The organism is Maridesulfovibrio sp., assembly GCF_963678865.1.
Classification (GTDB): domain Bacteria; phylum Desulfobacterota; class Desulfovibrionia; order Desulfovibrionales; family Desulfovibrionaceae; genus Maridesulfovibrio.
The window spans coordinates 1,494,222-1,508,226 of sequence record NZ_OY787459.1 but is presented as its reverse complement, the minus strand read 5'-3'; the positions used below and the strand labels follow the sequence as shown (position 1 = coordinate 1,508,226).

Sequence of the window (14,005 nt, the reverse complement as noted above, 5' to 3'; positions counted from 1 at the left end):
TGCTTGCCCGTAGACCCTTTCTTGCGCTAAGACATTCTCAGTGCTGAAAATATTCTCCATAGTGGAGGATGTTTTTGATTAAAGCAGAAACAATCCAAAAGGATTATTTACACACATATTGATATGCTTATTTTGACCCGGAGACCGGGGGAAGCCCTCTACCTGGATGACAACATAAAGATCACGGTATTAAGTGTACAAGGACGGCAGGTTAAGCTGGGCCTTGATATACCGGCTGAGACTACTGTCTACAGGGAAGAGGTTTACCTCAAGATTAAAGAACAGAACCGTTTGGCGCTTGAAAACACAGAGCAGGACCTTCTTGCTGCGACCGAGTTATGGCAAAAGAAAGAACGAAAATAATCAGGACCCGTATCGGGGAAAGAGAGATTACCGAGGATGGTATAATCTATTTTTCCCGTGGTTTGATCGGCTTTGACGATAAAAGAGATTTCGCTTTGATTCAGCTCAGCGAAACTTCTCCCTTTCTCCTGCTGCAGAGTCTCGAGGATCCGGGACTGGGGCTTCTTGTAGCCGACCCGTACAGCTTCATGGATGATTATGAAGTCCGGTTGAGTGAAGCAGAGAAAAGAATTCTAAGAGTTGAAAATGTCCGTCAGGTGGCAGTACTGGTTACTGTAACAATTCCTCCCGGAAGGCCGGACGAGACCACCTTGAATCTGGGCGGCCCGATAGTGATCAACTCCGAGGCCAAACGTGGAATGCAGGTTCCGCAGGTGGACTCCAAGTATCCGTCACACTTCCGCCCGGCGAACGATTAATCCTTTTCATAAGGCGTTGCCGGGTCAGCAGTGCGGTAAAAACACCATATATTATAGCTTCTTCAGCGGTGGAATCCTTGTCCGGGTTTCACCGTTTTTTTTATTCAGCTTAAAAAGTCAACTTCATCGCGCACCAGATTCATTGCCGTCTTACGAATGTCCGGCTTGTAAGTCCCTGAGCGCACCTGTTCCCTAAGTTCTCTCACCTTTTGTTCTCTGGTGTCCGGGCTGTTTGTGGCGGTCTGCCTTGCGGCACCGAGAAGCTTTGCCTGTGACGAGACGTTTACAACATCCCGGCTGGGGGCAGAGCTCTGCTGCTGACTCTGGGCCTTGCCTGCAGCATCCTTCACCCGGTTTTCAGAGTAGGCCTTGAGAGGGGTCTGGCTATACTGGTTAATCTTCATAATCCCCTCCGGGGTTACCCAATTTACAATGTCATGAGTTTTTTTTAAGCGGCCTGCATCAGAGCATGGTCCGGTCTACCTTGTCCAGCGTGATTTCCCAGAGCCTGTTCATGACCTGCGCCTTTTCTTCGCGTGGCAGGTCAAAAACACCTTCCGGGGTCTCTTTCAGAACTTGCACATCGCTGCCGTCGAGAGGGTACTCGAAAAAAAAGCGGTCACCGAAATCAAGCTCCAGCTGTTCTAATATATCGGACACTACAGGATTTTCATTACCCGAGACTATGAGATTTTCGATAATTTCCCGGGAAATTTTTTCCACAAGCTCGCGACGCCTTGCCTGCCGTGAAATAGTGACTACGTCAGGAGACTCGGACCTTTTCAGAGCACGCCTGAATCGGGCCAGTCGCTTGGCGCTGGTCAGCTGCTTGCCGTAAGTGCGCAGCATATTTCTTATTTCAGCAGGGTTGTGAGCCACGGTATATAATCCTCCTCATACCCTGTATCGGCTGGTTTCAATATATTCTTTAGGGGAAATTATGAAAAAAAAGAAAAAATATTTTATATTTTTTACAGATACTTATGGATGGACTGCTAAAATAAGCTTAATGTCTGCACTAAAAAAGTATAGTAGCCGCAGATTGTTTTTCTGTTTTTTTTAGAGCAGCAAACAGTTGAATCTTGGGCGTCTTTCTAATAGGAGAGTTGTCTATGTCAGATAGTCAAGGTTCTGTTTTAATTGTTACCAAGTCCGGCGGGGGCAGTGCAGCTGATCTGGGGGGCGAAATCGCCCGGTGGTTGAGTGTGCGCGGTGTTAATTCCGATATTGTGGAGCATCCTTGTCCCCCGGCGCGGATAACTGTTTCCGCTTACCGGGAGAATACCATTCTGGTGCTGGTTCTCGGCGGTGACGGTACATTTATAAGTGTAGCCGGAAACGTTATTGACTGGGCAGTCCCGGTGCTGGGCATCAATCATGGCCGGGTGGGATTTCTGGCCGAGGTCTTTCCTGAAGATTGGGAAACAGCTCTTGAGAATTTTTTCAGCAATGACCTGGATATCTCACCTAGAACTGCTTTCGATTACGAAGTCCAGCGCGGCAACGGTATCGTGGCTCGCGGGGTGGCAATCAACGATCTGGTCATTTCCCGTGGGGCTGTAGCCAGGATTATTTCTCTCGACATCGGACAGAAGGGGCAATGGATTAAGAATCTTCGTGCTGACGGGTTGATTATTTCAACCTCCACAGGCTCCACGGCCTATAACGTTTCTGCGGGCGGCCCGCTTGTCCATCCCGAACTGCCGGCAATGTGCCTGACCCCGGTCTGTCCATTCCTGAACGGGATAAGACCCATGGTTCTGCCTGTTGATGCCCCGCTGACCATCGACGTGGGCGAAGCTTCCGGCGACGTTTATCTCACCGAAGACGGACGGGTCCCCTATCCTCTGAGCGAGGGATACCGCGTTGTTATTTCCCGCCATAAAAATGAACTTATGCTGGCCCGCATCCGCAGTAATACTTTTTTTGAAAAATTGAGAAGCAAGGGCTTCCTTACGGAGTAGATTTCTAGTGAGCATCCTGCCTGATTTTACATCCATCAAAGATCTCAAGTACGGTGAAGATCCGGTTTTTGATGCCTGGCTTCTCCATTTTATGACCGCGAATCATCTGGAAAGCATCATTGATCCGGTCAAAAACGCATCCCCTGAGCAACTGCGTTTCATGGTTGCGCTGGAAGATAATCAGGTTTTCGCGCCTTGTTCGGACTGGCAGTTCAACAGGCTGGTTACCCCGGGACTGGAGCAGGATCTGCTTGATGTATATGTCTTTGTCTGGCGGGCTCTGGTCAAACTTGTTAAAAATCATGTTTCCGACCGTTACCAGCGTAAGCTGATCCTTAATCTCTGCCGCCACAAATTTAAGCAGGCCCTGGACTCATCAATAATGATACCCCTGCGGCTGCTCAAAAATATGATTACGATTTTTCTTTCCCGCAGCGGGCTGGATGACCCCTACCGTAACCGTAAGGAACTGCTTTTCAGCCGGGGAAAGGCTTATGTGGAAAGTGATTTTTTCAAGCAGGCCATGGAATCATGTCCGTACCCGGTTCCGGATTGCGTGAATCTCGCTGACATGCGTTTTGAATTGGATATGATTGAACTTGAACGGATTTTCAGGCTTTCCAGTCTGCCGGACCAGTGGAGCCAGGCCCTGTTCGGTGAGGATTATAAACTTTACTCAAAAATGTATTCCCGTGATGAGATTGATTTCAGTGCAGTACGCAATGTTTTCCACGGCAGCGGCGGGGGATTGAAAATTCTGGTTATCCCGGATGAAACCGGGGGGCTGATGGCTGATCTGCTGATGATTAAATCCCTGTTGCGTCAGGGGCACAGCGTTATTCTTGCCCTTAAAGAGGGGTTCTGGTTTGATTCTCCCACTTTCTGGGACCGGGAGAGTAATCCGTTGCTGGCCGAAGCTCTCAGGGATGCTTTGTTTATCACCGAAGAGCGTATTTCCAAAAATGATCTCTTGTCCAATTTGCGGCAGAACCCGTTTGTGGTCATTTCCGACGGCACACGTGAACGGCTGAATCTGATCAGATGCAGCGTGACCTTTGCCCGGGCATGGAAGGAATCTGACCTGATTCTTGCGAAAGGCTGGGGTAACAGGCGCAGGCTTCTCGGCAACACTCATTTGTTCACTCGCGATATAATCTGTTTCTACCGTAACCTTGAGGGTGAATTTAAACTCGAATTCAAAGCTAAATCCCAAAAGGTCAACAAGTTTACCGAGGCCGATATATCCGCCAAGGCCGATGAAATTATCGCCGAGATGCAGCTGGCCCGCAGTGAACGTAAAGCGGTAATGTTTTACAGTGCCATTGTCGGCAGCATCCCCGGACAGGTGGATACGGCCATCAAGGTGTTGAATACTTTTGTGGGATACCTGCGCGACAGGCTTGCCGATACCTACATCATCAACCCGGCGGAACATTTTGAAGAAGGCATGGATGCCGATGATCTCATGTTCATGTGGGAAAAGGTTCAGCGGAGCGGTTTTATTACTATCTGGCGTTTTCAGACCTATGCCGACATTGAAACCAGTTTTGAGTTGATGGGTGAAAAGGTTCCACCGGTCTGGGCGGGCAAAGATGCTACATATTCAACAGGATGTACCAAGGAAATGCATATTGCACAGGATGTGCAGCGTCGCCATCGCGAGTTGCAGATCATCGGACCCGGCCCGGATAAATTCCTTAGACGGCGTGAATACGGGGTAGGGCGTTTTAGCGACGTGGTTATCGAGTCATAGGTCCAAATGAAAAAAAATATTTCAATTCTCAGGTCACTGGCGGTGCTCTGCCTGTTTTCAATCTGTCTTTGCGGGTGTGCGGCCAAGGTCGGCCCTGTGTCCCAAAAACGGTATGTATCACAGAGTACCAAAACAAAGGTCTGGAAAAGCAAAAGAGACAGCGGGAAGTTTATTTCCGGTCCGGTGCGTTATTCCAAGTTGTCGGATCATTCTTCAGCCATTGCCGCACGCAGGATTTCAGCGCAGAGTCAAAGTTTGCGCACATGGCGTGATCTCGGTCCGCAGATTCGAAAATCTATCGAATATGTTCAGCGTAACCCGTCCGGAGGGCTGGCACTCAGGCGTAAGGAACTCAGGCTTACGTGGGGCCAGTTGCGTAAATCTCTTGAAGATCTGGAAAGGCTGTTGCCCCGGCTTGACCGGAACCCGGAGTTGCTTGGCAAGTATTTTGTCTGGTATGAACTCCAGTCCGGTGCGGAGATGACCGGGTATTACACTCCGGTTATCGAGGCCAGCCTGACCCAAAAAGGCCCATATAAATATCCGGTTTACCGGCTCCCTCCCGACCTGCGCAAAGCCCGTCCGGGACAGACACATCCTTGGTCCGAGCAGTTGCGTAAAGCTTACCGGGTTGAAAATGGAAAGATACTCCCGTATCATTCCCGCCGTGACATTGATATCAAAAAGGTTCTCGCCGGGCGTGGGCTGGAAGTAGCATGGTTGAAAGATCCTGTGGACCTGTTCTACATGCATGTGCAGGGCGGTGGCGTTCTGCGTCTTCCTGACGGGCGTTTGCGTACAGCTGTTTTTAGCGGTAGTAACGGACGATCTTTTAAGGGTCTGGGGAGTATCATGCTTCATAACGGGGTGCTCAAGAAAAGTCAGTTGTCCCGTGAAAAGATCAAATCCTGGCTGCTCAAACATCCGGACCGGATGTGGGAGCTGATGGCCAAAAACGAAAGTTATATCTTTTTTAAGGTTACCCGTGGAGAGCCGCAGGCTGCCATCGGCAAGCCTCTGAAATCAATGGTCAGTCTTGCTACGGACCCGAAGCTGATTCCGCTTGGTTCCATAGTTGGCTTCCGCACGGATATTTATCCTGAAAAAGGACATCCGTCCCGCCGTGTTAACGGAGTGGGGCTGGCGCAGGATACCGGGAAGGCAATCAAAGGCACACGCCTTGACTATTACATCGGGACCGGGAATGAATTTAAATATCCCGCGCATCATCTGAAAACGCACGTGCCTGTATATTTACTGATAAGTAAATCTGCACTGCGCCGATAGATTGCCTCCGGCGGCCAAAGGGGATAATCCTTTTTGGAATCCCTGAAGGTTGGTTTTTTTATTAAATTAACAGAATATTAAATGCTACCAGCGGCGAAGCCATAATAAAAGGTTTTGGGATTCTTAAACCCTTTTACAAAAGGGTTTAAGGCCCCCGGCAGGGTCGCCGAAGGCATCTCATAAGGAGATACATATAATGCAGTTTGAAACAGTAATCGGGCTTGAAGTTCACGCCCAGCTCAAGACCAAGACCAAGATTTTTTGCGGTTGTTCCACTGAATTCGGCAAGGACCCCAACGAGAACGTTTGTGAAGTATGTTCCGGCATGCCCGGAGTTCTTCCTGTTCTTAATGAAAAGGTAATGGAATACGCCGCCAAGATGGGGCTGGCCACCAATTGTACCGTGAACCAGAAATCCATTTTCGCCCGTAAAAACTATTTTTATCCCGACCTGCCCAAGGGCTACCAGATCTCCCAGTTCGATCTGCCTATCTGCGAACACGGCCATCTTGATATTTCATGGGAAGATGCTGATGGCGAAAAGCAGGCTAAGCGAATCGGAATCACCCGTATCCATATGGAAGAAGATGCGGGAAAGAATATCCACTCCGCTGCTGAAAACGCCAGCTTTGTGGACCTGAACCGTACCGGTGTGCCGCTCATCGAGATTGTCAGTGAGCCGGACATGCGCAGTGCTGATGAAGCCGTTGCCTACCTCAAGTCGCTGCGTTCCATCCTGCTGTACCTTGGTATCTGTGACGGTAACCTTGAAGAAGGATCTTTTCGGTGTGACGCCAACATTTCTGTTCGTCCCTTGGGCCAGAAGGAATTCGGCACCCGTGCAGAACTGAAAAACATCAACTCCTTCCGCAACATTCATAAGGCAATCCGTTACGAAGTTGCTCGTCAGATAGACCTCATTGAAGACGGGGAGAAGATTGTTCAGGAAACCCGTCTTTACGATGCGGACAAAGGAACCACCCATTCCATGCGCGGCAAGGAAGAAGCTCACGACTATCGCTACTTCCCGGACCCGGATCTCGTTCCTCTGGTTATTGCCGATGAATGGATGGCGGAATGGCAGGCTTCGCTGCCCGAGTTACCGGCAGAGCGTAAGGCGCGCTTTATCGATGACATGGAATTGAGCGAGGATGATGCAGAATTGATCAGCTCTGAAAAAGATATTGCCGACTATTTTGAAGCAGTTCTCGAGATCCAGGATGATCCTAAAAAAGTTGTGAACTGGATCAAAGGTGACTTTTTGCGTGAACTCAACCAGTCTGAACTGACCGTGGCCGAGTGCAAATTCAAACCGGAAATGATGGCCAAGCTGATCCAGCTTGTGGATAAGGATGTGATCAGCATCAAGATCGGTAAAGATATATTCAACGAAGTTTTCACTCAGGGACTTGATCCTGAAAAGTACGTTCAGGATAAGGGACTGGTTCAGATTTCTGACAGCTCCTCTCTTGAGGCTGTGGTCGATAAAGTTCTGGCCGACAACCCGGATGAAGTTGAAGCTTTCAAAGGCGGCAAGAAAAAGCTGATGAGTTTCTTTATGGGCCAGATTATGCGCGAGACCAAAGGCAAGGCCAATCCCGGCATGGTCAGCAAGATGATCTCCGAAAAACTTTCTTAACTAATAGTGAGATAAAAAATGACTGAGCATATTCAGTTTTCAGCTGAAAAAGATGCCCTTGTGCTGCTGGACCAGCGTTACCTGCCGACCCGCGAGGACTGGTTTGACTGCAAAACTACCGATGATATAGTTGAAGCTCTCGTTGTGATGGTTGTGCGCGGTGCTCCTGCCATCGGAGTTACTGCTGCTTACGGCTGTTACCTTGCAGGCCGCGAAGTTGCAGGTAGTGCAGATTGGAAAGCCGATCTGGAAAAAAATCTCGACAAGATTGAAAATGCCCGTCCTACTGCAGTCAACCTGCGTTGGGCTGTGCGCGAAATGAAACGCATCTGGGCTGAAGCCGGTGATGTCTCTCTCGATGAACTTTGCGATATCTGGCTCAAGCGTGCCAAGGAAATTCATGTGGACGATATCCGCATGTGCGAAGATATCGGCAAGTTCGGCGGCGAGCTCATGGATGACGGCGACACCATCATGACCCACTGCAATGCCGGAGCACTGGCTACCGCCGGTTACGGTACTGCGCTTGGCGTAGTGCGTGGCGCAGTAGATCAGGGCAAGAAAGTTTCCGTCATTGCCAATGAAACCCGTCCTTTTCTTCAGGGGGCGCGCCTCACAGCTTACGAATTGCATAGTGACGGCATCCCGGTAAAGGTTGCTTGTGACAACGCTTGCGCACTGCTGATGAAGAAAGGTCTGGTGCAGAAAGTCGTTGTCGGCGCGGACCGAATAGCTGCTAACGGTGATGCTGTTAACAAGATCGGAACTTACGGCGTGGCCCTGCTGGCCCGTGAGTTCGGTATTCCCTTTTATGTTGCCGCCCCGGTTTACACCATCGATCCCGAAACACCCACCGGTGACGATGTGCCCATCGAAGACCGCACCCCCACCGAAGTGACTCATGTGGGCGATCATCGAATTACCCCCGAAGGTGTGGATGTCTTCAACTTCGCATTTGACCCGACTCCCAATGAGCTTATCGCCGGGATCATTACCGAAAAAGGTGTGCTGAGACCTCCCTACACCGAGGCCATCAAGAAGCTTTTTGAGGAAGAGTAGTTTCTTAGGGGCAATAAACTGCTTTACAGCCTTTACACCTTGTGCAATAGGACTCCTTTAGGAGATTCTAATAGCGGGAAGCGGATGTCTTCCCGCTTTTTTTGATATATACTTCTGCACACGAGAATAGGAATTCCCGTGGATTGCAGTTTATTATTATCGGAGGGCCAGCCATGCTGCCAACCATTGCACTTATCGGACGCCCCAATGTGGGGAAATCCACCCTGTTCAACAGATTGTTGAGAAAAAAGAGGGCAATCACCCATGATATGCCCGGCATTACCCGTGATCGTATCTATGCCGAAGGCCATTACGACGGAATTCATTACGCCCTGATTGATACCGGCGGACTGGTCATGGAAAGCGATAATGATTCAGAAGAATTTCAGGGAGATATCTTCGAGCAGGCTCGCGAAGCCATTGAAGAATCCCATGCTCTTATTCTTGTTGTGGACGGACGTACCGGGCTGACCCAGCTTGATGAGCAGGTAGCTGCTTACATCCGTCAGAGCAACAAACCCATCCTGCTGCTGGTTAACAAGGTTGACGGATCTGAATTGGAAGCGCAGGCCACTGCGGATTTCCATGCCCTGGGCTTTGAGATGATGGCTGTTTCAGCTGAACACGGCTTCAACCTGCTTGAGCTGCGTGAAAAGGTTGCCGACATGGCCCTTGCCACCGGGATTAAGTACGAGGAAGAGGACGAGGAAGCTAAAGGCCTCAAGATTGCCATGCTCGGTCGACCCAATGCAGGTAAGTCCTCCATGGTAAATGCCTTGACCGGGGAGGAGCGGGTTATCGTCAGTGACATTGCCGGAACCACCCGCGACAGCGTAGATGTTACTTTTGTAAGTGGCGGGAAAACATATACTTTTGTGGATACCGCCGGAGTTCGACGCCGGACCAACATAACTGATACCATTGAGCGTTTCAGTGTTGTTCGTGCCCTAAGGAGCAGTACCAAGGCAGACATTACCGTGATGGTTGTGGATGCTCTGGCCGGTATTACCAAGCAGGATAAGCGGTTGTTGGAATATCTGCTGCGTGAAGCTGTTCCGTTCATTATCGCGGTGAACAAGATTGATCTTGTTTCCAAGTCCGAACGTTCGCTTCTGCGTGAGGGATTCGAAAGAGCCTTGCGTATGGCTAACCATGTGCCCGTCGTTTATACTTCCTGTATTTCCAAGTCCGGTCTGGGTGGTATTCTGCCTCTTGCCAGCAAGCTTAAGGCTGAATGCTCTCTGCGTATTTCTACCGGGCAGTTGAACCGGATTATGAAGGAAATTATTGAAAAACATCAGCCTCCGGTGGTTAAGCGCAAAAGGGCCAAGTTCAAGTACATGACTCAGGCTGACGATGAACCGCCGACCTTTATTTTCTTTATCAATGACGAGAAGTTGATCAAGACTTCTTACCATCGTTTTTTGGAAAACAGGCTCCGTAAGATTCTGAATGTGAAACACGCACCTTTGAATATTGTGTTCAGGTCAACATTCAGGGCAAAAGAAGATATAGTTCATAAATAATTTGAAAAAGTTTAAAAATGTTGTTGACAGTCTGCTGGTGCGGATGTATTACAACGCTTCCTGAGTGAGTGAAGCGGGTTAAGCTTCTTCACCACATATACGGAGAGGTGGCCGAGCACGGCTGAAGGCGCTCGCCTGCTAAGCGAGTATAGGGCTTAAAACTCTATCGAGGGTTCAAATCCCTCCCTCTCCGCCACATGAAAGTACTAGGCAGTCGGAGTAATCCGACTGCCTTTTTTAGTTTCTGGAAAGTTTTGAAAAAAGCAAGAACGTGCTATCCTATGTTGCAATATGTAATACTTTTCTGCTAGGAATTATCGTTCGGTCGAATTTGCAAATTATTTTTTATCTGCTTTCAGGTGCTCGATGTTAAATCTGGTTAAAGTCGTTATTGCTGATGATCATGCGCTGGTTCGGGAAGGGCTGAAGACAATTCTGAAGTCTCAGCCGGGAATATCTGTGCTCGGTATGGCTGAGAACGGTGAAGAGGCGGTGCGTCTTTGCCGGAGGCTCAATCCGGATGTTGTGCTTATGGATCTTTCCATGCCTGTCAAAAGCGGTGTGCAGGCCATTCAGGAGCTTGCCGGAGATGGCAGGACAAAGTTTCTGGCTTTAACGGCACATGTTGAGCCTGACCATATTTTTTCAGCCCTTGATGCCGGGGCCAGCGGGTATGTGTTGAAGACCTCCTCCAGCAAGGAGTTGGTGATGGCTATTGAAACGGTAATGAAAGGTAAGGTCTACCTTGCTCCTGATATTTCAGCGGAAGTGGCCAAAGGTTTTTTGCAAAGGGAGCGTACGAACAGCTGCATGAGTCTTGATGCTCTTACGGATCGGGAGCGCGAGGTTTTGAAGCATGTGCTTGCCGGATATAAGAACCGGGAAATTGCCGATTTACTGGTTATCAGTGTCAAAACTGTGGAAAAGCATCGGTCCAATTTTATGAAGAAGCTCGGTCTGCGTTCAAAAGCAGAACTGAAGAGTTACGGTGAAGAGCTTAAAGAAAAGGGTATCTACCTTTAAGCGAATGGGTTTGCCGAAAAGGTGATGCACAAATTCAACCGTTTCTGATATTTAAATTAATTCAGCTGGCATTAACATTAATTAGAGTAAAATTTTTCCTGATTATATTTAAAAAAAGGTTGACATTCAGGGCAAGTTCGGGAAAATTCTTGTCTCACCTTTTGGAGAGGTGGCAGAGTCCGGTTGAACGCGGTAGTCTTGAAAACTATTGAGGGTTTACGCCCTCCGGGGGTTCGAATCCCTCCCTCTCCGCCATTACAAATAATCACTTCATGTCTGGAAGTGTCATAAGCCCTCAATATGAGGGCTTTTTTTGTGTCTTTTGGTTGTCATGAATAGTCCTGAGTTGTCCTGACTGGTCGTTTGTTCGGGCATAAAAAATGGTATAAAGCAATTTGTACCAATTTTTTTATACCACTTACCGGAGTAGTTCATGGCAATCACAGATGCGAAAATCAAAGCAGCTAAATCAACTGATAAAGAGCAAACTTTAAATGATGGCGAAGGTTTATATCTTGTCATTAGCCCTAATGGGCGCAAGTGGTGGAGGTTCCGTTACCAGATGAATGGGAAGCGGACGATGCTGTCTCTAGGTACATATCCCTATATTACCCTTCAAGAAGCTCGTATCAAACGGGGAGAGCTTAAGTCTCAAATTGCTAAAGGCATTGATCCTTCCCGAAAGCGCAAAGAGGACCAGCGCAAATCAGGCGCGACTGAAGCTTTTGAGGCCATTAGCCGAGAATGGTTTGGAAAGCAGGTGTCCGGTTGGAGTGAACGTCATGCCAAGACCACCATGGAGCGTATGGAAAAGAATATTTTCCCCTTCATAGGAAATCGTCCCATTTCTGAACTCGGTGTCCAAGATATGCTTAGCGTCACTCAACGATGTGAAAAGCGCGGAGCTGTAGAGACAGCGAGAAGAATTCGCCAGATCATGTCCCAAGTTTTTCGTTATGCCGTTGCAGCGGGTAGAGCTGAACGCGATCCTGCTGCAGACATTAAAGGGACAATCCCCTCAGCGCGAAAAGTAAAACATTTCCCTTCAATTACCGATCCTAAGAAAATAGGACCTCTCTTAAGGGCCATAGATGAGTTCTCCGGCACTTTGGTTGTCCATTGTGCCCTACGCATAGCTCCATTGGTTTTCGTGCGCCCAGGCGAGCTAAGAGCAGCTGAATGGAGTGAGATTGACTTTGATTCTTGTGAATGGCGTATTCCTGAGGAAAAGATGAAGGGAGGGGCCGTTCATATTGTACCTTTGTCATGTCAAGCTATTGATATTCTGAAAGAAGTTTATCAGTTGACTGGGCCGTATGGTTATATTTTTCCCAGTATTAGGACAACGACTCGCCCGATGTCAGAGAACACTATCAACGTAAGTCTTCGCCGCATTGGTTACGATAAGACCGAAATGACTGGACATGGCTTTCGGTCTATGGCCTCCACTCTTTTGAATGAGCATGGTTGGAACAAAGACGCTATTGAGCGGCAACTGGCGCATACCCCAAAGGACAAGGTGAGGGCCAGTTATAATTATGCTGAGCATTTGCCAGAACGTAGGAAGATGATGCAGGCATGGGCAGATTATTTGGATAGTTTGAAGTTCGGTAGAAAAGTTGTTCCGTTGTTAATTGAAAAAACAAGGTAGGTTTGTATGGATTCTTTCAAGCTTGTACACCCGAAGGGTATGTATTGGGGGCTTCCTAATGTAGAGGCTCTTCCTGAAATTGATTTTGATAAAGTTGCAGAAGAAACAAATTTAAATTTCACTGATGAGATTTGTTATACGATTAAGCTTGCTCTTGCAGAATATATTTCTCAGGTTAGGAGCTTTGGAAATACTCCTCCGTCTGCAAAATGTACCAAGGCACTTAAGGATTTTGATAAAGCATGCAAGTTAATTGAATATGCTTTAGAGTGGGATGAGCCTGGAACTTTAAGCGAAGAAGAATATGACCCATTGAAGTTGTTTCTTTATGAATGCGTAACTCCAAATGTGAGTTGCCATATTGATAATGAAGGCTTTGGTTTACCCAAATTGAATCTTGAAAGAAGAATACCGTGTGATTCTGAATATGGTGACGTTCGTTTTAGTGGAAACAATGTCGCCGATTATTTGGCCTTATGTAGAGAGAGAGTTGAAGAAGAATTAAAGCTACCTTCGAAATCTGGGCGTCGTGAAAACTTTGCCATTCGGCGTTGTTTGAAATGGCTACATAAGTGCTATAAAAAGGCAGGTGGTGAAGGGCGAGGGGTTAAACGTGATGGAAATTTTGAAGGGCCATTTTTAACATTTGCCAAAATGCTTCTCGATTATACGAAAGTGCCTCTTGGCTTAACTGATGATCCATATGCAGAGTCTACTCTAGGGACTCTTGTTATCAATAAATATCAATTAAAATAACAAATAAATCATCAGTAAGCAGCCGATATATTAGTTTATATCGGCTGCAAACATTTTAATTATGTAAAAAAGAAGTGGATTAAAATGTTATCAATAACTTTTTTCTAGCCATATGTTCTCCTTTACTCAGTCACGACACTTCAGTGGTGTCACAGAAAAAGGAGAAGAATATGGAAGGTCTTCCGACCGAAGGGTTTGTTCGCCTACAGCAGATTTTAAGTGTTTTTCCAGTTAGCCAAAGCCACTGGCTGCGGGGTGTTAAGTCTGGAAAATATCCATCAGCAATTCAGTTAACATCGAAAACAGTAGCTTGGCGTGTTGAGGATATCCGCAAGCTTATTCAGTCTCTCTCCGAAGGTGAGAGCGACTTATGAATTCATTTAATCTAATCAAAAATCTGGAGAAGGGGAGTAAAGCTTCCTCTTCTTCCTCCCTTCTTAGTGCTTATAAAGCCTTGCCTATCCGATCTCATAGCAAAGAAGATTTGTTTTTCCACACCTGACGCACCCTGTCGATGCTTCTCCAAATTATTGGGAAACGCAAAATCCTTATTTTTAGCGGCTTA

At 47.7% G+C, this 14,005-nt stretch carries 14 protein-coding genes and 2 tRNA genes; 14 read left to right on the top strand and 2 right to left on the bottom strand.

Annotated elements, in window-relative coordinates:
• Positions 1-123 precede the first annotated feature (123 nt).
• Both csrA and fliW read left to right on the top strand, forming a co-directional pair.
• Complete coding sequence (csrA, locus tag ACKU41_RS07045) at positions 124-363, top strand: carbon storage regulator CsrA (RefSeq protein ID WP_319780629.1); 240 nt, start codon at positions 124-126, stop codon at positions 361-363.
• A complete protein-coding gene (gene fliW / locus ACKU41_RS07040; protein WP_319780628.1) occupies positions 339-782 on the top strand; it encodes a flagellar assembly protein FliW in 444 nt (147 codons plus the stop codon). Before csrA ends, fliW begins: the two co-directional genes overlap by 25 nt.
• A 104-nt stretch (positions 783-886) precedes the next feature.
• Here the strand turns inward: fliW and flgM are convergent, their stop codons facing one another.
• Positions 887-1,186, bottom strand: a complete 300-nt coding sequence (flgM, locus tag ACKU41_RS07035; RefSeq protein WP_319780627.1) for a flagellar biosynthesis anti-sigma factor FlgM — start codon at positions 1,184-1,186, stop codon at positions 887-889.
• Between the two features lie 58 nt (positions 1,187-1,244).
• Positions 1,245-1,661: a DVU0524 family FlgM-associated protein gene (locus tag ACKU41_RS07030; RefSeq protein WP_319780626.1), complete on the bottom strand. Its 417-nt coding sequence runs from the start codon at positions 1,659-1,661 to the stop codon at positions 1,245-1,247.
• Between the two features lie 233 nt (positions 1,662-1,894).
• Here ACKU41_RS07030 and ACKU41_RS07025 point away from each other — a divergent pair, with 233 nt between their 5' ends.
• The 12 genes from ACKU41_RS07025 to ACKU41_RS06970 all read left to right on the top strand — a co-directional run bounded on the left by ACKU41_RS07025 (position 1,895) and on the right by ACKU41_RS06970 (position 13,814).
• Positions 1,895-2,746: an NAD(+)/NADH kinase gene (locus ACKU41_RS07025; protein WP_319780625.1), complete on the top strand. Its 852-nt coding sequence runs from the start codon at positions 1,895-1,897 to the stop codon at positions 2,744-2,746.
• 7 nt (positions 2,747-2,753) lie between these two features.
• A complete protein-coding gene (locus ACKU41_RS07020; RefSeq protein ID WP_321404789.1) occupies positions 2,754-4,499 on the top strand; it encodes an ARMT1-like domain-containing protein in 1,746 nt (581 codons plus the stop codon).
• A gap of 6 nt (positions 4,500-4,505) precedes the next feature.
• Positions 4,506-5,786, top strand: a complete 1,281-nt coding sequence (locus ACKU41_RS07015) for an MltA domain-containing protein (RefSeq protein ID WP_321404787.1) — start codon at positions 4,506-4,508, stop codon at positions 5,784-5,786.
• Positions 5,787-5,979: 193 nt separating this feature from the next.
• Positions 5,980-7,425 carry an Asp-tRNA(Asn)/Glu-tRNA(Gln) amidotransferase subunit GatB gene (gatB, locus tag ACKU41_RS07010; RefSeq protein WP_321405247.1) on the top strand — a complete coding sequence of 482 codons (1,446 nt, stop codon included), beginning with the start codon at positions 5,980-5,982 and terminating at the stop codon, positions 7,423-7,425.
• A gap of 18 nt (positions 7,426-7,443) precedes the next feature.
• Entirely contained in the window at positions 7,444-8,484 is a 1,041-nt protein-coding gene (gene mtnA, locus ACKU41_RS07005) for an S-methyl-5-thioribose-1-phosphate isomerase (RefSeq protein ID WP_321404785.1), read from the top strand.
• 173 nt (positions 8,485-8,657) lie between these two features.
• Positions 8,658-10,010, top strand: a complete 1,353-nt coding sequence (der, locus tag ACKU41_RS07000; protein ID WP_321404784.1) for a ribosome biogenesis GTPase Der — start codon at positions 8,658-8,660, stop codon at positions 10,008-10,010.
• A 101-nt stretch (positions 10,011-10,111) separates the two neighbouring features.
• Positions 10,112-10,206: transfer RNA gene (locus ACKU41_RS06995), tRNA-Ser, on the top strand.
• A gap of 170 nt (positions 10,207-10,376) precedes the next feature.
• Positions 10,377-11,033 (top strand): response regulator transcription factor, encoded by a 657-nt coding sequence (locus ACKU41_RS06990; protein WP_319780619.1) that lies wholly within the window; start codon positions 10,377-10,379, stop codon positions 11,031-11,033.
• Between the two features lie 163 nt (positions 11,034-11,196).
• Positions 11,197-11,288 (top strand) — tRNA-Ser (locus ACKU41_RS06985).
• A gap of 178 nt (positions 11,289-11,466) precedes the next feature.
• Positions 11,467-12,684 carry a phage integrase central domain-containing protein gene (locus tag ACKU41_RS06980; RefSeq protein ID WP_321404782.1) on the top strand — a complete coding sequence of 406 codons (1,218 nt, stop codon included), beginning with the start codon at positions 11,467-11,469 and terminating at the stop codon, positions 12,682-12,684.
• Between the two features lie 6 nt (positions 12,685-12,690).
• The gene (locus tag ACKU41_RS06975) at positions 12,691-13,440 is read left to right on the top strand and encodes a hypothetical protein (protein WP_321404781.1); all 750 of its coding nucleotides are present in this window, start codon (positions 12,691-12,693) and stop codon (positions 13,438-13,440) included.
• A 170-nt stretch (positions 13,441-13,610) separates the two neighbouring features.
• Entirely contained in the window at positions 13,611-13,814 is a 204-nt protein-coding gene (locus ACKU41_RS06970; RefSeq protein ID WP_321404780.1) for an AlpA family phage regulatory protein, read from the top strand.
• The last annotated feature ends 191 nt before the right edge of the window (positions 13,815-14,005 follow it).